This window comes from Spirochaetae bacterium HGW-Spirochaetae-1 (genome assembly GCA_002839375.1).
Lineage (GTDB): Bacteria > Spirochaetota > UBA4802 > UBA4802 > UBA5550 > PGXY01.
Window position 1 is genome coordinate 279,931 of sequence record PGXY01000003.1, and the last position, 19,934, is coordinate 299,864.

Here is a 19,934-nt window from a genome sequence, read left to right on the forward strand (position 1 = left end):
AAAAATACCAGGAGGAATTCAATGATCGATACAAAGCTTCTCGATATCTTAGCCTGTCCAGCCTGCAAGGGTGATGTTGAATACGACGCAAGAAATGAAAAAATCATCTGCACGGAGTGCGGCAGAAAATATCCCGTCAAGGATGGAATTCCTGTCATGCTGATTGATGAAGCCGAGATGCCGCAGAAATAGCGCACAGGACCTGTTATTATTCTATTTATTGCCATGGGGACCCCATAAATAATTATTATTGTACAGATATTTATTGATTGACATGAGTATTCCGCTAAAATGGAATTCTCAATTCATACTCCTCGACGCATTACAACAGATGTAAATATTATTATAGCTGGAGAAGGTAAGGCATGTTTGATTCCAGATCACCCATTGTTCGTTTCGTAGGTTATACCGTAATCGGTTTTTTCCTCCTCATCATTATTATTTCCTTTGGAATGCCCGATTTTCTCTCACGGATCGGACTCGATAAGACCATCGTCGCCACAGTCAACGGGAAAAAAGTCCATGTCCTCGATTTCCTGCGATACCGCGATACGAGATTCCGCAACCTCCGTAGCAAGGAAATGGAAGACATGATTTTGAATAATTTTATAGCGGAAGTGCTTCTTCTGCAGTATGCGGAAAAACTCGGCTTTACCTCTACCGATGAGTATATCATGCGCACTATCAAAGAGATGGATGATTTTAAAGATCCTGCAACGGGTAAATACAGTCCTGAGCGCTTCAAGCTCATTCTTGAACAGAACCGCCTGAGCTTCACGGAGTTCTATAAATTGATTAAAAATGACATGACTAAAAGCGGTTTTTACCGCCAGATCGGCATGGGTCTTTCAATAACCAACGATGATGCACGGGCAGAATATATAGCCGACAAATCAAAACTCCAGATTCAGTACGCTTTCCTGGCGGCAGCAGACCTGAAAAAACAATATGCCCGGGCATTGAACGTTACAGAAGAGGAAATATCCCGGGAAATGAAAATAAGTACTGCAGATCTGAAAGATCCTAAAACCGATAAAAACAGAATCAAAGCCAAGCTGGAAAAACGGAAACTGGAAGCCGTTGAAGATAGCATAATAGAGAGAATAAATGCCCTGGCGGCAAATAACGGATCTTTTACTGCGGCAGCGGCCATACTGCAGGGCCAGCAGGGACTTTCCACCGTCTTTAAAATAGGTGAACAGCCCCAGGACTCAAAAAAAGACGGGAAACCCCTGACTCTCCTGGCAAATTCACCGGTGTTCCGGGACAACTGTCTCATCCTCAAAAAAGGATCAGCTTCCCAGGTCATCAAAACGCCTTCGGGCCTGTTTATCTTTACCCCTGTCATGAGCGAAATTCCTAAATCGGAACCCGATGACAAGGAACTTGATTCCATTAAGAAGCGCATGCAATATGAACGGCTGAACGCCCTTTCAATGAACCTGATGCAGAAGCTCAACGAGGAATCAAAAATAATAAAAAATTTAAAAACTGATTGATATTTCTCTGTAATATAGTATAACTGATACAAACATACGATATTCACCCATACAAGGAGAATTGCAAGGCCGATGAATATAAATGCTGAATATGTTAATCCTTTTCTTGAAGCGGCAAGCGCGGTTTTTAAATCAATCCTCAACGTAGACCTCCGAAGAGGCAAGCTGGTAATTAAGGAAAGCCCCTCTCCAGCCATGGATATTGCCATAATCATCGGCATCACCGGTGCCGTGACCGGCGAGGTTGTCTACAGCATGGAATTTAACATGGTAAAAAAAATATCCGATATCCTGGCCCCGGGACTTTCCGAGGAACAGATAAAGCAGGAGTACAAGGACATCATCGGCGAGCTCGCCAATATGATCACGGGTAACGCCATGAACCTCTTCGCCACCACGGGTAAAAGCATAGAAATTACCACCCCGACTGTTGTGGAAGGGAAGAATTTTACCATAACCATGATAAAACAAACTACTCTCGGTATCAACCTCTACAGCCCCATGGGCCAGTTGGAGATGAACATCGCCCTGAAATAAAAAAGAAATAATCCCGCTTGATAATACATAAGGCGGCCCTGCAGGCCGCCTTTTTGATTCTCATTCATCATAGAAATCCGTTTTTCATTTATAGTGAGAGCGAGCCGTCCATTCCTCTTCATTAATGATAAAATCACCGAAAATGGATGGGGCCTCTTTCTGCAGGGCCTTTAGCATTTCAAGGCACACACGGCGTATCTCCCACTGCGCCGCCTTTTCGAGCCGCAGAGAGAAAATAGTTCTGAATTCACGGAAATTGGCTGAAAAAACTATCTGGCTTTCCAGGGCATTGGGAAGGACAAAGCGGGCATCCTCCTTTCTGGCTCCCGCTTCCCGCAGCATTTCATAAGTCTTCCGCGATGTTTCGATATACTCGCGGAATATACGGGCCGCCTCGTCGTTCTCCATGATCGACGGCGGAATGACATAGTTAAATTCCGATTCATCGACATAGCGCTGGGACTGCTGTGAATAGCTGGCCAGGCGGTGCCGCACCAGCTGATGGGTGAAGGCCCGTGATGCTCCCAGTATTCTGAATGTGGCGCTTGCATGTTCTATGATACTGAGGTGTCCGCGGCGAATGGCAGCCTGGATAAAATTATCGGAACTGTTTTCCGTAATCCGGTCCAGGGAAAGGTAACAGGTTCTGCCCGCCTCTTCGATGAGTTTTTCCGCATTGGGAGTGACTGCAAGAAGTTTCACTTCCGGTTTATTTATTTCCATATAGTAACACCAGTCCTGTAAATAGACGCCGGGTGCGTCGTTATTCCGGCAACACTTAAATTTTCATTCCTGAAAAACCGAGAAAGGCCAGGGCCAGAAGTCCCGCTGTAATGAAAGTGATGGGGAGCCCTTTAAGATTTTTGGGGATATCGGCAAGCTCCAGGCGTTCCCGAATCCCCGCCATGAGAAGAAGCGCCAGGGTGAATCCCAGTCCGGCTCCAAGTCCCTGCACCACAGATTCCAGAAGTCCCATTTTTGATGTTATAAATCCCGAATTGATATTAAGCAAAGCTACGCCTAACACGGCACAGTTGGTCGTAATGAGGGGAAGGAAAATTCCCAGGGCCTGATACAGAGACGGCGACACCTTCTGGATGACCATCTCGACAAGCTGTACGAGCGCGGCAATGACCAGGATGAACGATATTGTACTGAGATACACGATTTCATAAGGAATCAGAATAAACTTGTAGATGAGATACGTGAAAAATGATGCCATTACCATGACGAATATTACTGCCAGTCCCATACCCAGGGCTGAATCAAGCTTTTTCGATACACCGAGAAAGGGGCAAAGTCCCAGCATCTGGGAGAGGACATAGTTATTTATAAAAATCGTGCTGATGAGTATTCCGAGAAGAATTTTTATTTCCATAGCATTACCCTTTGCGAGAATTGATGGCGTTCATGCCCCAGAGCATGAGCCCCAATGTAAAAAATGCTCCCGGGGCAAGGATCATGGCCGTCGATGGCTGCATGCCCGGTATAAGCGTCAGGCCGAAGAGTTTGTTGGCTCCCAGGCTTTCCCTGACAAAGGCCAAAGCGGATAGTGTCAGACCAAAGCCGAGCCCCATACCCAGGCCATCGAGAATGGAAGTTATGATACCGTTTTTTGACGCGAATTCTTCGGCCCTTCCCAGGATTATGCAGTTCACCACGATGAGGGGAATGAATATGCCCAGAGCCTTGTACACACCGGGCTGAAAGGCATTGAGCATCAGTTCCACAACGGTAACAAAGGTGGCGATAATACTGATAAAAATCGGCATCCGTATGTGATCCGGGACAAATCCTTTCACAAGGGAAACGATCAGGTTGGAACCCGTAAGGACAAAGGTTGTGGCAAGTGTCATCCAGAAGGCATTGGAAACCGACGTTGATACGGCCAGGGTGGGACACATGCCGATGCCGATGACCAGAATGGGATTTTTTGCCCATATGCCCTTTTTAAACTCCGACCAGTAATTCATTTCTGCCCCCCCGCACTGTTCGATTCCGCCGACAAGGCCTTCTGCAGTTTTTTAAAACCTGAATCAAGACTCCTGATAACGGCCCGGCCCGTAATGGTAGCGCCGGTGATCGATGTTATGGCATTACGCTCCATGAGCTCATTCTTCATTGCCGGAGACCAGTCTCCCTTTTTCAGAATATTAATGCCGCTGTCCAGACTTAGACCGGAAAATTGCTCCTGGAACCAGGGCAACATATTTCCGTCATCACCATTTTTAACCCCCGTTAGTTTGCCGAATAATGTATTCTGGCTGGCAATTTCCATACAGCGGGCTCCCAGGCCCGGCGTCTCGGTCTGGTTCAGGATGGAGATTCCCAGTATCCTGTTATTCTCATCTACACCTACGATGGATTCTACGGGACCGCCGTATCCGGCACTGGCGGCGATAAAGGCGTATGCCTTGACGGGTTTTCCATCAACTTCCTTTTCCCCGATCCAGTAATGAAACGCCGCGTGGTCAATTTCAGTTTTATTTTCTTTAACAATCTTATAGCCGGGCAATATGAGAAGGAGAGCGTTATCCTGTTTTACTTTTTTTTGCTTCAAAATATTGGGATAGGTAATTTTCTCTACATGCGAGAGCACAAATGCAGCAATAAAAGCAACAGCCGTAAGAATTAATGTGGGCTTGATAATAGTATTCATCATAATTACTCTTTCTATTCCATCACGTGTTTATACACATTAATATCCTTAAAAAAAACACCCCGAAAAAATATTCCCGACAGGTGCTCTTTACCATGCAACTCATGTTCCGAAAAGCTTCGGTTTCAAAAACCGGTCTATGAGCGGAACCAATGCGTTCATCAGGAGTATGGAGTATGATACTCCCTCGGGATACCCGCCCCAGATCCTTATGACGAATGTAATAATGCCGCAGCCCATGCCAAAAAGCAGCATGCCCTTTCCCGTCACCGGCGATGTCACCATGTCCGTGGCCATAAAAAAGGCCCCGAGAAAAAGACCTCCCGACAGGATATTTGACAGGGCCACCATGTGCGGCGACGGATAGCCGATAAGATTATAATAGACCAGGGTCAGAATGCCCACGGTGCCGATAAAGGACACCGGCACATGCCAGGTGATCACTTTTCGATAAAGCATAAATATGCCGCCGAGAAGCAGAAGCATGGCCGAGGTTTCCCCGATACAGCCACCCATGTTCCCCATGAACTGTGTTTTTAGCATTGACGGTGAAAAAAGGAAGTCGCTGAACTGCTGAATCGTGATATTATATTCACCGAGAAGTTTGGCCCCTTCTTTGAAGGCGGTGAGCGGTGTGGCCTGCGTAAGCGCATCAAAGGCCTTTTCAGGAAGCCCCATAGTGTTCTGCACATTCCCAGCCAGGACACTGACTCCCTGAAAGGTGTGCCACCCCGTGGTCATCTGCACCGGCCAGGAGGCCAGCATAAAGGCCCTTGCTGCCAGGGCCGGGTTGAAAATATTGAATCCCAGGCCGCCAAAAAGCTGTTTTACAATGATAATGGCAAAAAAAGAACCGATGGACACCATCCATACCGGGGCCTGGGGAGGCACATTCATGGCCACAAGAATTCCCGTAATAACCGCGGAACCATCTTTCACTGTAACGGGCTTTTTCAGCAGAAACTGCATGATGGCCTCGGCGATGACAGCGGACACGGCACCGGTCAAAAGAACAAGGGCCGCCCTGAGACCGAATGAATAAACTGAAAAAGCCATGGCGGGAAGTAGGGCAATGACGACCGTCCACATTATTGAGGGAATGGAATTTGTGACACGTATATGGGGAGGACTTGAAACCGCAAGCAGGGCGCTGGATACTTTGTTTCCATTCTCAGACATACCGGTACCATTACTATTTTTTTTGTTTGATGCGTTCCTGGGCCAGCTTTATGAAATGACTGAGAGGTCTATTCGCCGGACAGCTGTAGGAACATGAACCGCACATAATACAATCCGATGGATTCAGATTGTTCGCCAGGTCAAACCTGTTATTTTCCACAGCCGTGCCCAGATCGCAGGGCAGAAGACCCATGGGACAGGCCGCGACACATTTCCCGCATCGAATACATGGTGAAAAATCACCTATATTCACCTCATCGCGCGAGAGAAATAATATTCCCGAGGTACCTTTCACCACGGGTATATCCATGGAATGCACGCTGAGACCGCACATGGGGCCGCCGATGATAATTTTCGCCGGGTCTCCCTTCAGGCCGCCGCAATCCTCAACGATTTCGGATATCCTGGTGCCTATGCGGACCTTGTAATTGCCTGGTTTATTTATCATCTTTCCTGATACGGTGATATACCGTTCAAAAAGAGGTTTATCAAAAAGAACCGCCTCGCGGATTGCAAAAACAGTGCCTATATTCTGAACTACAATACCCACATCCATGGGCAGTCCGCGCGAAGGCACTTCCTTTCCCGTGAGAGTATATATGAGCTGTTTTTCTGCTCCCTGGGGATACTTGGTCCGAAGCGCCTTAACGCTGATGTCTTCCCGGGGTTTTACTTCCAGCAGGGCCTTCTGAAGCACCTTTACTGCGCCGATTTTATTATTTTCCACGCCCACAATGGCCTTTTTGATCCCCAGGGCTTTCAGTGTTATCTGAATTCCCTCGATTATCTGACTGGGGAAGGTATGCATGAGCATATCATCGACAGTAAGATAAGGCTCACATTCAGCTCCGTTTACGATCAGCGTATCGATCGCCGTTTCCGAAGGGGGCGAAAGTTTTACCGACGTGGGGAAAGCTGCACCGCCCAGGCCCACGATACCGGCACTGCGGATCTTCACGAGAATTTCTTCTGCCGTGATATCCTCAATTTTTCTGTCGTCGCGGGCAGCATGAGAAGAAGTGAAGGCGCCCTCGGCCTCGATTATAACTGTGGGCTGTTTCTGGTAGACTGTCAGGGTTTCGGCGATATCAACGACCTTTCCCGGCACCGATGCATGTACATTGGCGCTGACAAATCCCGTTGCCTCACCGATGAGCTGTCCTTCTTCAACAATATCACCCACTTTCACAATCGGTCTGGCCGGGGCCCCGATATGCTGCTGCATCGGGATATAACAGGTTTTCGGGATGACCAGATTGGAAAAAGCCATCCCCTCGGTTATATGTTTGTTTTCAGGAGGATGAATGCCTCCCCGAAAGCTGGAAAAAATCATCAGACTTCCTTGGTAGAATAGATCTCGTCTTTAATAGGAAGTTCTTTTCTCAGGTTTTTGATGTAAGGGAAAAGCTCTCCTGATGGGGCATAATACTCACAATCTTCCATAATACGGCGCGCCACGGTAAAATACTTGTAGAGTTTTTCCTCACCGGACCGTTTAACCCATTTTTTCTTCAGGCATTTGACCCTGAGAACGTACCTGTCGGGCTCTGATTCGTACTGCCTGATGACAATACAATGCTGACAGTTGGAACAAAAAATCTTCTCTTTTGACATTGAGATATACCTTCCTTAATTAACACCTTTTGAGATGTTTTTTACCTAATATACAATGTACAGGATATTGTCAAGGGTAACCATGCTGAGACGCACACAGAATTTTCAATACAATTTTTAATCGGGAATCAGTCAAGCAGTTTTTATTTTTAAGTAATTAAGGATCGCGGGAGAAATACTTATAGTCCAGGAAATATTTTAAAGAATATCTCCACAGATACAGAGGCACAGGGGGGAGCGAGCTGAATAATATCATTTTTTTATATGTTTACACGAAGTACAGTAGGGCACCCCCATAAACCCATAAACCGGGCGATAAATATAATATTTCATTTGACTAAAAAACACTATTTTAATAACAATACAAAATTTAATATATCAACTACAGGGCGATAATCATGACAGCTACTTCTTTAAAAATCAATATCATCACGATCCTGCTGCTAATATCCGGCTTTACTCTGCAGGCATTTTCCGAACCTGCTGAAATACGAATTGCCGTAATGGATTTCAAGGCCAATGACACCTCAAAATTTTCCACCATCGCCGTTTCTGAGTTCATCGGCATCGAAATGGCCAACAAAAAGGAACTCACCATTATCGAACGGAGTCAGGTCGGAGCCATACTGAACGAACAGGGGTTCCAGAAGACGGGATGCACCGACCAGTCCTGCGCCGTAGAGATGGGGAAACTTTTGTCGGCAAAAAAAATCATCATCGGTACCGTGAATAAAACGGGAAATGTCTATGTCATCACAGCAAAGGTCGTGGACGTTGAATCGGGTCGCATTGATGTGGCTGAAACGGAACGTTGCACAAAAGAGGATGATTTTGAACTGGCCTCAAGGATACTATCAGTCAAACTCACCAATAAAATTGCTGGCACGAGCTATGCCATTCCTGTACGCACTTACCTGCAGGACGATGAGAGAAACAGGTTTTCCATTGGCCTGTTGTATCAGTTCGGCCTGTATCCCAATTATAGAATGCCCTCCCTGGTTTACGATTCCTCGGATGGTATTCATAAGTTTCAAGGCAAAGGAGCTGAGATATTAACTCATTCACTCATCATATCGGCTGGATATGAGTTCTTACACAATTTTGAATTAAAGGCAGAGTTTAGTTATATGCTGTACCTGGATACATCAGTACGTGAGTTTGATGACATTGCTTCGGGTGTTAACTATAGTCAAAATTTAATTGTAGATGATAGAAAGTCAGAAAGTTTTGATGTAACCATCTTTCCCATGTATAAATTTCCGCTAACCGGCTTCCACCTGTTCATCGCTCCGGGAATAGGATATAGATTTAACAAACAAAAAGAAAGTTATTCATTATATTATGATTATTCCGATGGATCAGATGGCATCTCTGGTGAATATCTATTAAAGCCTGTCGGGCATGCCTTCATTTTAAAATGTGAAGTTGGCACAACAGTGTATATTTCCCGTTTTATGGAACTTGTTTTTTCTATCGGCATTGATGGTCAGGTTTATTCCAGCTATTTCAATAATGTAGATGTAGAGAAAATACATGAAACTATAACAGGAACACCGGCATATCCTGTTGAAAAAATAATAAATAATTCACAAAACAATACCTGCATCGGGTATTACATTAAGTTAGGCTTCAACATCAGGATATTTTGAAGGACATCCCGGCAGGAGCCTGTTTTTAAATTTTCTTGTTTTTTCACTCCCCATTAATGCACAACTGCCGGTCGGTAGCCAGCAGTTGTGCATTAAAAGGTTGCTCTATATATAATGTATTTAAGGGCATTATATCCATTCCGGTTTTACAGGGCATGGCTATTCTATTACCGGAACGAAATCCGCTTTTTACTGAATTTTCAGCACATCACGAAAAACCTCAACAAAAGTCTGTTTCGGAAGCGCTCCTGCCGCCATCTGGGGCTTATCATTCATGGGAATGAAAAGTATGCTGGGAATGCTTGATATTCCAAAGGCAGCAGCCAGATCCCTCTCCTGCTCCGTATTCACCTTGTAAATATTCACCTTTCCCTCATATTCCCGGGAAAGTTCTTCCAGTACGGGAGCTACCATTTTACAGGGACCGCACCAGTCTGCATAGAAGTCAATAACCGCAGGAAGATCCCCGGCATATTCCCATTCTTTCTTTGTTTCAAAATCAAAGATTTTTTCCTTAAAAGTTTCAACGTTCAAGTGTTCCATAATAGAATCCCCTTCCTTCTCATTTTTTTCAGGATCATTTGCCGCCTGATTTCAGGACTGATGCTGTATATCCCGTTATTTATTATTTAAATATTTTTTAAATTTCTTAAATACAAGATACAGATATTATTTGTCATTGTCAACTATTTCCAGTGGAAAGTATTATTTTTTTTAGTTTTTTTGCCGGTCTGAGAGCATTGTTAAACCGGCAATCGCTTCACTTTGAGGCTGTTCAGATTAGATATAATTCATTGTCGGTGAGCACGTCGTAGCCCTGATCCTTCAGAATGTTTTCGGTCCGCTGCACATTTTCCACCTGGAAAACAAAAACGGCTTCTTTGGTTCCCTGAAGGATAAACCCATAGGCATCATCAACATTGACATCATTATCGGCCAGTACCGATGATGCCCTGCGGAGCGAACCGGGCGTATCGTCGATCTTTACAGCCACGATATCTTTCAGCGTGGCGGCAAAACCCTCTTCCATGAGGACCTCACAGCATTCCAAAGGTTTATCCACCAGGAGCTTGATTATGCCGTAATCGCCGGAATCGGAAATGGTGATGGCCCTGATATTGATGTTCTTCTTTTCCAAAACTATGGTAATCTTTTTTATCTTTCCCGGCTTGTTTTCAGCAAAAACGGATATCTGTTTCGGCATACTCATCCTCCCTTATTATGCGGCATTATATTTCCCTGTTGTCTATGACACGAACGGCCTTTCCCGTGCTTGGCGGCAATGATCCCGGTTCAAGAAGTTCAACGAGAGGATTTATCGTAATGAGAGCACGCAGCTCCTCGGTTATTTTCGCCGAGAGGTTTTTCAGTCCCTTCAGGTCCCCGTGAAACATCTTGGAATAGAGTTCCACCTTAATGTGCATCCTGTCCAGGTTATTCTTCCGGTCAAGCACGATCTGGTAATTATTCCCCACCTCGGGGATCTTCATAAGCACGGTCTCTATCTGCGAGGGGAAAACATTGACACCGCCGACAATGAGCATGTCGTCGGTCCTCCCCTTTATACGCGATATTCTGCGGTGAGTTCTGCCGCAGGGACACGGCTCAGGTATGATCCTGGTGAGATCCCGGGTCCGGTACCGAATGATAGGCATGGCCTCGCGATTCACATGGGTCAGAACCAGTTCCCCTTCCTCACCGTCGGGAAGAGCCTCCTCCGTATCGGGATCTATGATTTCCATTATATAGAAATCCTCCCAGAGGTGCATGCCGTTTTTATGGATACATTCAAAGGCGACGCCGGGACCGTTCATTTCCGACATCCCGTAGGAATTATAGGCTTCAAGGCCCCACTGCTCCTGTATCTTGTCCTTCACTCCCTCGGAATAGGGTTCCGCCCCCAGGTATGCCTTCCTTATTGACAGGTCATGGGGATCGATACCGTGCTCCAGGATGACCTCCACGAGATGCAGGGCATAACTGGGCGTTATATGAATTACCGAGGTCTGGAAATCCTGTATCAGCTGAATCTGTTTGAGGCTGTTTCCCGTCGACGAGGGGATGACCATGCAGCCCAGCCTTTCAGCACCATAATGAAGACCCAGGCCTCCCGTAAAGAGCCCGTATCCCATCATATTCTGAAAAACATCGTCGCGGGTCGTTCCCGTGGCCATCATACACCGGGCCACCAGGTCGGCCCAGTCGTTTATGTCCTTCTGTGTATAAAATATAACCGTTGATTTCCCCGTGGTGCCCGATGAGGCATGCATGCGCACAATATCGCTCCGCGGAACGGACACCATGCCATCGGGATAGCTGTACCGGAGATCATGCTTCGATGTGAAGGGCAAATCCCTGAGATGGTCCAGGCTTGTTATTCTGTCGATGTCGATATTGTTATCATCAAATATCTTTTTATAATACGAAGTCCTGCGGGCGGACTCCAGGGCCGTCTTCAGCTTCCTGAACTGGAGCTGCTCCAGGCTTTTTCTATCGATGGCTTCAATATCCTTATTCCAGTACATGGCCGGTCCTTCAAGTGCTTATTGATAAATTATAAGCCGGGTAAACCCGGCGCAATCTGATTTTTCCTGTAAATAGATTCTTTTTACTTGTCAATAACTTATTGACTGTCAGGAAATTTATGATTATTCAGCCGGAACCATATTTTTGGCTTGCATACGGCGGAAAATACTTTATCCTGTACTGCACAGGAGGCTCCGTATGCGAAAGCCCGTTTCTGCCGCCCTCATAATTACCATGCTGCATCTCTTCTATCCTTCCATTACCCGATCGCTGGAGGTTGACAGGGAAGAGATAAAAACCAGAAAGGTCACCTTTACTAATTACAAAGGCGCATATGGCAAAAAGGATTCCGTAAGGGCCATCGAGGAAATAGGACTGCAACTGGGACGCGGTGTAAAAAAAGCGGGCCCCAATACACCTTACGGTTTCTATGGAAAATATTCCGTCATCCGCATTCTTTCCGACGAAGAGCCGGGCAAATTCCAGGCCGACATCATCTCCATTGACCGCAAAGCAAAAATAGGGCATATCATCAACGTGAGAAGGATCACCGCAGCCTACCTGACGGAGATGTACGGATATTCCCGCGAGGAGGCCCGGGCCCTGGCCCTCTTTATATCCTACTATAACGCCATTTACCGCGGAAACGTGGACTATTTCCGGGGCAAATACAAAAGCCTCATGATGAAGCACATAAACACTAAAAATGCCGGGATATCCACGCATTACTCCCGCTGGCCCGGCGCAACAAAGCTCATCATCCCTCTCACGGGAACCGGCCCGGGAGAACCGGGAAAGATCGACCCCTTCACTATCTCCGACAGGAATGTCAATGACCAGGTTCGCAAAGATGAAAGCAGCATCGATGAAAGAAAAGACCTCCACGAGTTGAAAAAACGCAACATTGAAGAGGAAACGACAAAGCTGGAAAAGGAAAAAATCCTCATTGCGGAAAAGGAAAAAATAATTACCACCGAAGAAAAAGAGATCCAAAAGAATAAAGATGAAAACGAGCGGCAGAAAAAGGATCTGGAAAACAAAAAGGAATTACTGCGCAAAGAAAAGGATACACTGAAATCACAGCCGGAAAGCGGTGAAAAAAGAAAAAAAGAGGGAACGATAAAAGAAAAGGAAAAAAAACTCGAGGAAGACCGGAATCGCCTGGAAAAAGAGGAACAGAAAAGAAAGGCGGACGAGGACAAGATCCGGGAGAAAAAGGAAGAACTGAAAAAGAAAAAAGACTCGGCCGAACGGAAAGACAGGGTGCTTGAAGATAAGAAAAAGATAGTCGCCGAAGAAAAAAAAGAACTGGAAAAGGACGGTGACGGTAAAACAAAAATACGCGCCGGTGACGGGGAAAAAAAACTCGAACAAAAGGAAACAGAGCTGAATAAACGCGAGGAGGAACTGGATCTGCGCGAGAACAAACTCAGAGAAAAAGCGCTTGATGAAAATATCTACGACTCCATGCTCTACTATCTGAAAGTAAAGGAATACCTGCAGGGGGGCCACTACAACAATGAGCTTTACATGATAGATCCGGCCTCGAGAAAAATCGTATTTAAATCACCCATCGATAACATATGCGGCCGCCGGTACGATATATTTTCCAAAGGCATTGTGGTGATAACACACCTGGGCAACCACCAGTCCGGGCACCGACTGACCCTCATCGACCGCAAAACCCTGAAACCCATCAGTTCCGGCGATGATGACGTATTCTGGCGGAGTTTTATCGAGATCCGCGAAGACCATATCTACGCCATCATGGTAGAAAGCGGGCGCTACTACCTGGGCAAGTATGACCTCAATTTCAAGATAGTGGCCCGCTCCGGCGAGTGGATAAATGAAGACACCTTTATCAGCTTTTTCGGCGATTATATCTATATCAACCGCTACGACAAGCAGATAATCGTCCTGAATAAAAACGATCTCACCCTGGTAGATATGATCAAGCCGTAATTTCCGCCTGACCGCAGGCCCGGTTAGTGGAGCTTGATGATTATCTCAACACGGCGGTTTTTTTGCCGCCCCTCTTTTGTATCGTTGCCGGCCATGGGCTTGTCCGGCCCGAATCCCCGGTATGAAAACTTATCATGACCCATGCGGGGTTTCAGATATTCCGCCACGGTGCGGGCCCGCTCCTTCGAAAGATTCTGGTTGTAATTGTAGCTGCCCATATCATCAGTATGCCCCTCAACGATGATTTCCCTGTCGGGATACTTTTCCCGGAGAAGGGCTATCACTTTCTCCAGGGTCGCTTTTGTATCGGCGCGTATGGCAGAGGAATCAAAATCGAAGAGCACTTCGCCCATGCGGAGGACCAGCCCTCTTTTTTCCGTATCCACATCGATGCCGCTGCCGCCAGGCAGGACCTTCTGTATTTCCTCTCTGGCCTTCTCCTTTTCTTTTTCCGTAACTGCAGCGTAGAGCTTATTGGTGCTGTCAATATTCATGCGGAATTCGTGAGTGTCAATACCGGTCTGCCCGGTCCCAAAGGCGAAAACAATGCGGTACGTGTCCCGGTATTCCACGGGCGTGCCCTGCGTCATGTCCCAGCGGATGACACCGTCGTTCCGTCCCGCTATCTTTACGGGAAAATCGCGAGGATATTTACTCCCCCGAAGATCCATGTCGATAACGTACTTATATTTGATTACCGCTATCTCGCTCCCTGCCATTTTCTCCACTTCGGAAAAAACATATTCTACGGGAAAAATAAGTTTGAAGGCCCGGGAAAAATTATTCAGTACCAGCTCGCCCGGGGCGGTCCATGTATCACCGGTGTTTACCTCTCTATCGGGAAAGGACGGCACGTGACGAAGGTTGGGCATGTAGGATTTTGCATCAACGATGAATCGCCCCGTGGGACTTATGGAAAAATCGGCATTGTACTGTTCTCTTACGGTGAAAACGGTCTCTCCCGATTCGCGTTGAAAAACCGTAAAGACACCCTTCACCCTGCTGGCATCCTTGCCCTGCTCATAGCAGGTGAGATCGATAATGTTGCGTTCCTCATGTGTGCGGTTCAACCGGGCATTGATGTAGTAGTTGACCCTGGCGGTGCGCACGATCTCCAGGCGCTCATTCAGGGGGATATTCCACCTGAGCTGTCCCGCGTAAACCTGAGAGCCCGCCAGGGATATCATCATCAATAAGCACATGCCACGTTTCATCGTATAACCTCACTGATGCATATACGCATCTTAATCTGTATTGAAGTAGGGGAAGACCATGGATGGAATTTATCCTGTCTTATAGTATCGGCATAATGATTCCACACTATATAGTATTATCGACAGGGTAAAAGAGAGGCGCGGGAAGACACTTATATTTCGTCTTATAGTCTTACTATCACGATATAATCTCCAATAAAAAATACTGACCAGCCGGTTTTTTAATTGATTTTTTTTCACCCTAATTATTACTTGTTAGCGGAGTCACTGGAAGGCTTTGTTTTTCTCACAATTCAATATACAGAGGAGCGTCATATGTCTTTGCAGGATTTAAAAAATACGACAATTCCTGTCGTGTTTCAGAGTCAGGCGCAAAAATACGGGAGCAGAGTCTGTGTTCAGTATAAGGACGGCACGGATAAAAAATATCGCGATCTGTCCTGGAGCGCCATGAATGACATGGTCCATAAAATTGGATGGTATCTCCTTTCACAGGGAGTTAAAAAAGGAGACCGGGTTGCCATTTTTTCGGCTAACCGGCCCGAGTGGTGGATTGCCGACCTGGCGATCCTTTCCATAGGAGCCATCAATGTCCCCATATATTCCACCAATTCCGTTGAAGAAACCCATTATGTCATAGATCATTCAGGGGCTATCATATGTTTCTGCGGTTCGGAAGACCAGATGGAAAAAACCCTGAAAGCAAAAAAGAAACTTCCAAAACTGAAAAAGATCATTGTTTTCGACGATGTCCAGGTAAAAAAACGCGAAGTCGCCACCTTTGCCGATGCCATGAAAAGCGGTGAAGCATACAACAAGAAAGGAGATTTTGAAAAGAGACTCAAAGCGGTAAAACCGAAAGACCTGGCCACCATAATGTATACATCGGGGACAACGGGGAATCCCAAGGGAGTAATGCTCTCCCATGATAACTTCATCTCGGACGTCCGCCAGATTCTCAACGATTTTAAGGAATATATTCACGACGGGCACAGGCTCCTTTCCCTGCTTCCCCTGTCCCATTCATTTGAGAGGACGTCGGGATACTATATGGCCATGTGCGCGGGATGCTCAGTCGCCTTTGCCGAGGATTTTTCCACTCTCCTCGCGGACCTCCAGGCCATACGCCCCACCTTCATGGTAAGCGTGCCGCGCGTGTATGAAAAGATTCATTCCACCATACTGACACGGCTTCCCGAAGCGTCCAAAGCGAAGCAGTTCATGTTTAAAATGGCCACGAAAACCGCGGCGAAAAACCTTCCCTACGAATGTAACGGCTGGAAGAGAAAGGGTCTCTTCGCCCTGAAGTACAATCTCTTTGACAAACTGGTCTATTCCAAAATAAAAGAAGCCCTGGGCATGGACAAAATCTCATACATAGTCTCCGGCGGCGCGCCGCTGTCCATCTCCGATGCGGAATTTTTCATCGGCATGGGCCTGCGCATTCTCGAGGGATTCGGTCTCACGGAAACCACGCCGGTAACCAACGTGAATACCCCCTGGAAAATCAAACCGGGAACCATCGGCCCCGCTCTGAGCGAGACAAAAGAGAAGATATCCGACGAAGGGGAACTGCTCATCAAGGGTCCCCAGGTCATGCAGGGATACTACAAGAACAAAAAGGCCACGGAAGAGGCCTTCACCAAGGACGGATGGTTTCGCACCGGAGACATGGCCGTTATCGACAATGAAGGATACGTGGCCATCACGGGACGCATCAAGGACATCATCGTCACCGCCGGCGGAAAAAATATTTCGCCCCAGAACATAGAAAACAGTCTCAAGGAATCGATCTATATTGAGCAGGTCGCCATTATAGGAGACAGACGGAAATATCTCTCCGCCCTGGTCATCCCCGCTTTTGAGGGCCTTACCACGTGGGCAAAGAGAAATGGCATCAGCTATACCGACAACAATGACCTGGTCAAAAACAAATCGGTCATCGGACTCATCGGTTCCGAGATCGAAAAATACACAAAACAATTCGCCCGCGTCGAACAGATACGCAAGTTTTCACTTCTCGACGCGGAATGGACGCAGGATACAGGCGAGCTTACCCCGTCACTCAAGGTCAAACGCCGGGTGATCGAAACGAAGTACCAGGACGCTATTGAAGCCATGTATCCCCCTGAATAAGCTTAACATATTCCTCTAATAATTATTCTGGTTGATTAATACATTCACTCCCGGAGTCACCTCCGGGAGCTTTTTTTATTCAGGGGATTTACGAATACCGGGGCTGTTAACGACGGTCTATGACCACGTAGGGTTTGCCGCCCGAGGTTTTTCTGAATGTTTCCTGTTCGACCAGGGTAATACGCGCCGCAATACCGATATCCGCAAGCAGCATTTTAGACATCCTGCTTTTCATTTCCATCAGCCGCTTTATCTCATCATTGAACAGGCTGTCCGAAACCTCTATTAGAATTTCCATTGTATCTATCCCATCCTCGTTCTCGATGATGATCTGAAAATGGGGTGCGACACCCTCGGACCTGAGCAGGACCTCTTCTATCTGGGCCGGGAACACATTGATTCCCTTGATCACGATGAGATCATCGGTGCGCGCAGCCACGCGGTTCATCCTTACAAAGGTCCTTCCACAGGCGCAGGGTCCGTCAATCAGAGACGAAAGGTCCCCGGTCCGGTATCGTATGAGAGGGAATCCCTCGCGTGTGATGGTGGTAAAAACCAGTTCCCCTTCCCCGCCGGGACTAACGGGCTGAAGCGTATGGGGATCTATCACTTCTACGATAAAATGGTCCTCGTTGATATGCAGTCCGTTCTTTTCCCGGCATTCGCCCGAGGTTCCGGGACCCACGAGCTCGTTGATCCCGTAATGATTAAAGGCCGATATGTGAAGCTTTTCCTCTATGCCGGCTCGTATTTTTTCGCTCCACGCCTCGGCGCCGAATATGCCGAGCCGAAGGTTCAGTTCCTCGGGATGGATGTTCATCTCCTTCAGGTTATTGGCGATATCGATGGCGTAACTTGGAGTGCTGAGAAGTGCCGAGGTTTTATAATCCCTCATAATCATAATCTGGTCGCCGATCTTCCTGGTCGATGAGGAGGGGATTACCGATGCCCCCAGGGATTCTGCTCCATAATGAATCCCGAAAGCCCCGGTGAACATGCTATAGTCAAAAGCAATCTGGAGAAAATCTTGCTCTGTGATACCAACTGCCACGAGAAGCCTGGCGACGATTTCCGACCAGTTTTTCAGGTCATTACGGGTATAACCGATGGCGATGGGTTTCCCCGTACGACCGCTCGAAGAATGTATCCGCACAATGTCGCGGAGAGGTACGGCGAACATGCCGTAAGGATAGCTGTTTCTCAGGTCTTCCTTGGTGGTAAAGGGAAGGTTTTTAATGTCATCGATGGCGGTTATTTTTTCTATGTCAATTTTACATTCATCGAACTTCTTTCGATAGAACTCCACATTGCGGTAGACCCTGTTAAGAGTGCTCTGCAGCCTTTCCGTCTGCAGCTGTTCCAGTTCCCTGCGGGGCATCTTTTCAAATTTTTCATTATGAATCATGCGTACCTCCCTATCTTACTGCCTCTCGGGCCTGTTACCATTGACGTCGCCGATGCTCTTATAATCCTTGCCAAGATAAGCCCTCTGCACGTCGTTATTATTGAGCAGTTCGTCGGCTGATTCCTCCAGCATTATCTGTCCCGTTTCAATGACATATCCCCGGTCCGAAATATGAAGCGCGGCCCGGGCATTCTGTTCCACGAGCAGTATGGTGTTGCCGCGTTCTCTCAGTTTCACGATGATGCTGAAAATATCCTTTACGATGAGGGGAGCGAGTCCCATGGATGGTTCATCGAGCATTATGAGTTTCGGCCGGGCCATGAGCGCACGCCCGATGGCCAGCATCTGCTGCTCTCCACCGGAAAGCGTTCCTGCCAGCTGTTCCTTTCGTTCCAGGAGACGGGGGAAGAGAGAGTATACGTTATCCAGCTCTTCACGGATAAGCCGCCCTTCCCTTTTTCTCCGCAGCGGGTAGGCCCCCAGCAGGAGATTCTCCCGCACGGTCATGGTGCTGAAGACCTGGCGGCCTTCGGGAACAAGAGAGCAGCCCGCCGCGACGATGTTTTCCGGACTTGCCTGGTGCAGTTTTCTCTCTTCAAAGAGAATCTCGCCCTCCCTGGTTTTTATGATGCCGGCAATGGTCTGCAACAATGTCGTTTTACCCGCTCCATTGGCACCGATTATGCTGACAATTTCACCGGGATTGATGTGCATTGAAATCCCCTTCAGCACCCTGAGCTTGCCGTATCCCGACTGAAGGTTCCTGACTTTAAGCATTGTCCTCTCCCAGGTATACCTTAATCACTTCGTCATTTTTCTGTATCTCTTCCGGAGTCCCCTGGGCGATTCTACGCCCTGAACTGAGCACCACGATTTCATCCGATATGTCCATGATGAGCGACATGTCATGTTCAATTATGAGGATGGTTATGCCCCAGTCCCGTATGCGCTGTATTGTCCCGGCGATCCCGGCCGTTTCATAAATATTAAGCCCGGCCGCAGGCTCATCGAGAAGCAGCAGCTCGGGCTCCATGGCCAGGGCGCGGGCAAACTCAACGGTGCGCTGCTGGCCAAAGGCAAGACTTGTAGCGTCATGCTGTGCCAGGTCGCCGATTTCCAGCATCTCCAGGAGCTCCATGGACTTTTGCCTGATGGCTTTCTCCTCTTTCATCGTGGCCGGGAGTGACAGCATGCCCGAGAAGAAACCCGATCTGCTTCGCACGTGCCGTCCCACCATAACATTTTCCAGGACCGTCATATGGGAATAGAGTTTGATATTCTGGAATGTCCGGGCTATGCCGCAGGAAGCGATTTTATACGGAGGCAGTTTCCCAATCTGCCGGTCATTGAAGCGTATCTTTCCTGAATCTGCTTTAAGGGAACCGGCAATGAGATTGAAAAGGGTCGTCTTACCGGCGCCGTTGGGACCGATAACGGCTTTGATCATGTTTTTCTCAACGGAGAAACTCACATCGTCCACGGCGCGGAGTCCTCCGAAGGAACGGCTGAGATTGCTGACTTCCAGTATATTCATGATTTTTCAGGGTTCAACCT

The 19,934-nt window shown here is 47.3% G+C and carries 20 protein-coding genes; 6 read left to right on the forward strand and 14 right to left on the reverse strand.

From position 1 onward, the window contains the following. The first annotated feature begins 21 nt into the window (after positions 1 to 21). From CVV44_05830 to CVV44_05840, 3 genes are all read left to right on the forward strand, one after another. A complete protein-coding gene (locus CVV44_05830; protein PKL39740.1) occupies positions 22 to 192 on the forward strand; it encodes a hypothetical protein in 171 nt (56 codons plus the stop codon). A 173-nt stretch (positions 193 to 365) separates the two neighbouring features. Then, the gene (locus tag CVV44_05835) at positions 366 to 1,499 is read left to right on the forward strand and encodes a hypothetical protein (protein PKL39741.1); all 1,134 of its coding nucleotides are present in this window, start codon (positions 366 to 368) and stop codon (positions 1,497 to 1,499) included. A gap of 72 nt (positions 1,500 to 1,571) precedes the next feature. Continuing rightward, complete coding sequence (locus CVV44_05840) at positions 1,572 to 2,036, forward strand: chemotaxis protein CheX (GenBank protein PKL39742.1); 465 nt, start codon at positions 1,572 to 1,574, stop codon at positions 2,034 to 2,036. 84 nt (positions 2,037 to 2,120) lie between these two features. Here the strand turns inward: CVV44_05840 and thyX are convergent, their stop codons facing one another. From thyX to CVV44_05875, 7 genes are all read right to left on the reverse strand, one after another. Next, positions 2,121 to 2,759 (reverse strand): thymidylate synthase (FAD), encoded by a 639-nt coding sequence (thyX, locus tag CVV44_05845; GenBank protein ID PKL39743.1) that lies wholly within the window; start codon positions 2,757 to 2,759, stop codon positions 2,121 to 2,123. Positions 2,760 to 2,814: 55 nt separating this feature from the next. Further along, the gene (locus CVV44_05850; protein ID PKL39744.1) at positions 2,815 to 3,414 is read right to left on the reverse strand and encodes an electron transport complex subunit RsxA; all 600 of its coding nucleotides are present in this window, start codon (positions 3,412 to 3,414) and stop codon (positions 2,815 to 2,817) included. A gap of 4 nt (positions 3,415 to 3,418) precedes the next feature. Beyond that, on the reverse strand, positions 3,419 to 4,009 hold the full coding sequence (locus CVV44_05855; protein ID PKL39745.1) for an electron transport complex subunit RsxE: 591 nt from the start codon (positions 4,007 to 4,009) through the stop codon (positions 3,419 to 3,421). Continuing rightward, positions 4,006 to 4,698 (reverse strand): hypothetical protein, encoded by a 693-nt coding sequence (locus CVV44_05860; GenBank protein PKL39746.1) that lies wholly within the window; start codon positions 4,696 to 4,698, stop codon positions 4,006 to 4,008. The genes CVV44_05855 and CVV44_05860 overlap by 4 nt, the downstream gene beginning before the upstream one ends. 99 nt (positions 4,699 to 4,797) lie before the next feature. Beyond that, positions 4,798 to 5,874, reverse strand: a complete 1,077-nt coding sequence (locus tag CVV44_05865) for a hypothetical protein (GenBank protein ID PKL39747.1) — start codon at positions 5,872 to 5,874, stop codon at positions 4,798 to 4,800. Between the two features lie 13 nt (positions 5,875 to 5,887). Continuing rightward, positions 5,888 to 7,204: an electron transport complex subunit RsxC gene (locus tag CVV44_05870; GenBank protein PKL40128.1), complete on the reverse strand. Its 1,317-nt coding sequence runs from the start codon at positions 7,202 to 7,204 to the stop codon at positions 5,888 to 5,890. Between the two features lie 2 nt (positions 7,205 to 7,206). Then, positions 7,207 to 7,488 carry a hypothetical protein gene (locus CVV44_05875; protein PKL39748.1) on the reverse strand — a complete coding sequence of 94 codons (282 nt, stop codon included), beginning with the start codon at positions 7,486 to 7,488 and terminating at the stop codon, positions 7,207 to 7,209. Between the two features lie 398 nt (positions 7,489 to 7,886). Between CVV44_05875 and CVV44_05880 the strand changes: the two genes are divergently transcribed. After that, positions 7,887 to 9,137 (forward strand): hypothetical protein, encoded by a 1,251-nt coding sequence (locus tag CVV44_05880; GenBank protein PKL39749.1) that lies wholly within the window; start codon positions 7,887 to 7,889, stop codon positions 9,135 to 9,137. A gap of 189 nt (positions 9,138 to 9,326) precedes the next feature. Here CVV44_05880 and trxA read toward each other — a convergent pair whose 3' ends face one another. The 3 genes from trxA to CVV44_05895 all read right to left on the reverse strand — a co-directional run bounded on the left by trxA (position 9,327) and on the right by CVV44_05895 (position 11,662). After that, positions 9,327 to 9,680: a thioredoxin gene (trxA, locus tag CVV44_05885; protein PKL39750.1), complete on the reverse strand. Its 354-nt coding sequence runs from the start codon at positions 9,678 to 9,680 to the stop codon at positions 9,327 to 9,329. A gap of 232 nt (positions 9,681 to 9,912) precedes the next feature. Next, positions 9,913 to 10,347, reverse strand: a complete 435-nt coding sequence (locus CVV44_05890) for a hypothetical protein (GenBank protein PKL39751.1) — start codon at positions 10,345 to 10,347, stop codon at positions 9,913 to 9,915. Between the two features lie 19 nt (positions 10,348 to 10,366). Next, positions 10,367 to 11,662, reverse strand: coding sequence for a phenylacetate--CoA ligase (locus CVV44_05895; GenBank protein PKL39752.1), 1,296 nt, complete (start codon positions 11,660 to 11,662; stop codon positions 10,367 to 10,369). Between the two features lie 199 nt (positions 11,663 to 11,861). Here CVV44_05895 and CVV44_05900 point away from each other — a divergent pair, with 199 nt between their 5' ends. After that, positions 11,862 to 13,625, forward strand: coding sequence for a hypothetical protein (locus CVV44_05900; GenBank protein PKL39753.1), 1,764 nt, complete (start codon positions 11,862 to 11,864; stop codon positions 13,623 to 13,625). Between the two features lie 23 nt (positions 13,626 to 13,648). On the opposite strand, the gene CVV44_05905 is transcribed toward CVV44_05900, so the two are convergent. After that, entirely contained in the window at positions 13,649 to 14,839 is a 1,191-nt protein-coding gene (locus CVV44_05905) for an OmpA family protein (protein ID PKL39754.1), read from the reverse strand. A 315-nt stretch (positions 14,840 to 15,154) separates the two neighbouring features. Here CVV44_05905 and CVV44_05910 point away from each other — a divergent pair, with 315 nt between their 5' ends. Next, on the forward strand, positions 15,155 to 16,975 hold the full coding sequence (locus CVV44_05910) for a long-chain fatty acid--CoA ligase (GenBank protein ID PKL39755.1): 1,821 nt from the start codon (positions 15,155 to 15,157) through the stop codon (positions 16,973 to 16,975). 106 nt (positions 16,976 to 17,081) lie between these two features. Here CVV44_05910 and CVV44_05915 read toward each other — a convergent pair whose 3' ends face one another. From CVV44_05915 to livG, 3 genes are read right to left on the reverse strand one after another with little or no spacing between them, the layout of a single operon-like run. Continuing rightward, the gene (locus CVV44_05915; GenBank protein PKL39756.1) at positions 17,082 to 18,380 is read right to left on the reverse strand and encodes a phenylacetate--CoA ligase; all 1,299 of its coding nucleotides are present in this window, start codon (positions 18,378 to 18,380) and stop codon (positions 17,082 to 17,084) included. Positions 18,381 to 18,395: 15 nt separating this feature from the next. Then, on the reverse strand, positions 18,396 to 19,157 hold the full coding sequence (livF, locus tag CVV44_05920; GenBank protein ID PKL39757.1) for a branched-chain amino acid ABC transporter ATP-binding protein: 762 nt from the start codon (positions 19,155 to 19,157) through the stop codon (positions 18,396 to 18,398). Continuing rightward, the gene (gene livG / locus CVV44_05925; protein PKL39758.1) at positions 19,150 to 19,914 is read right to left on the reverse strand and encodes a high-affinity branched-chain amino acid ABC transporter ATP-binding protein LivG; all 765 of its coding nucleotides are present in this window, start codon (positions 19,912 to 19,914) and stop codon (positions 19,150 to 19,152) included. The genes livF and livG overlap by 8 nt, the downstream gene beginning before the upstream one ends. Between the last annotated feature and the right edge of the window lie 20 nt (positions 19,915 to 19,934).

What these genes read in the sequence shown, in the direction of transcription:
- CVV44_05830 (PKL39740.1), top strand. Translation starts at nt 22, where the DNA reads ATGATCGATACAAAGCTTCTCGATATCTTAGCCTGTCCAGCCTGCAAG.
- CVV44_05835 (PKL39741.1), top strand. Translation starts at nt 366, where the DNA reads ATGTTTGATTCCAGATCACCCATTGTTCGTTTCGTAGGTTATACCGTA.
- CVV44_05840 (PKL39742.1), top strand. Translation starts at nt 1,572, where the DNA reads ATGAATATAAATGCTGAATATGTTAATCCTTTTCTTGAAGCGGCAAGC.
- thyX (PKL39743.1), bottom strand. Translation starts at nt 2,759, where the DNA reads ATGGAAATAAATAAACCGGAAGTGAAACTTCTTGCAGTCACTCCCAAT.
- CVV44_05850 (PKL39744.1), bottom strand. Translation starts at nt 3,414, where the DNA reads ATGGAAATAAAAATTCTTCTCGGAATACTCATCAGCACGATTTTTATA.
- CVV44_05855 (PKL39745.1), bottom strand. Translation starts at nt 4,009, where the DNA reads ATGAATTACTGGTCGGAGTTTAAAAAGGGCATATGGGCAAAAAATCCC.
- CVV44_05860 (PKL39746.1), bottom strand. Translation starts at nt 4,698, where the DNA reads ATGATGAATACTATTATCAAGCCCACATTAATTCTTACGGCTGTTGCT.
- CVV44_05865 (PKL39747.1), bottom strand. Translation starts at nt 5,874, where the DNA reads ATGTCTGAGAATGGAAACAAAGTATCCAGCGCCCTGCTTGCGGTTTCA.
- CVV44_05875 (PKL39748.1), bottom strand. Translation starts at nt 7,488, where the DNA reads ATGTCAAAAGAGAAGATTTTTTGTTCCAACTGTCAGCATTGTATTGTC.
- CVV44_05880 (PKL39749.1), top strand. Translation starts at nt 7,887, where the DNA reads ATGACAGCTACTTCTTTAAAAATCAATATCATCACGATCCTGCTGCTA.
- trxA (PKL39750.1), bottom strand. Translation starts at nt 9,680, where the DNA reads ATGGAACACTTGAACGTTGAAACTTTTAAGGAAAAAATCTTTGATTTT.
- CVV44_05890 (PKL39751.1), bottom strand. Translation starts at nt 10,347, where the DNA reads ATGAGTATGCCGAAACAGATATCCGTTTTTGCTGAAAACAAGCCGGGA.
- CVV44_05895 (PKL39752.1), bottom strand. Translation starts at nt 11,662, where the DNA reads ATGTACTGGAATAAGGATATTGAAGCCATCGATAGAAAAAGCCTGGAG.
- CVV44_05900 (PKL39753.1), top strand. Translation starts at nt 11,862, where the DNA reads ATGCGAAAGCCCGTTTCTGCCGCCCTCATAATTACCATGCTGCATCTC.
- CVV44_05905 (PKL39754.1), bottom strand. Translation starts at nt 14,839, where the DNA reads ATGAAACGTGGCATGTGCTTATTGATGATGATATCCCTGGCGGGCTCT.
- CVV44_05910 (PKL39755.1), top strand. Translation starts at nt 15,155, where the DNA reads ATGTCTTTGCAGGATTTAAAAAATACGACAATTCCTGTCGTGTTTCAG.
- CVV44_05915 (PKL39756.1), bottom strand. Translation starts at nt 18,380, where the DNA reads ATGATTCATAATGAAAAATTTGAAAAGATGCCCCGCAGGGAACTGGAA.
- livF (PKL39757.1), bottom strand. Translation starts at nt 19,157, where the DNA reads ATGCTTAAAGTCAGGAACCTTCAGTCGGGATACGGCAAGCTCAGGGTG.
- livG (PKL39758.1), bottom strand. Translation starts at nt 19,914, where the DNA reads ATGAATATACTGGAAGTCAGCAATCTCAGCCGTTCCTTCGGAGGACTC.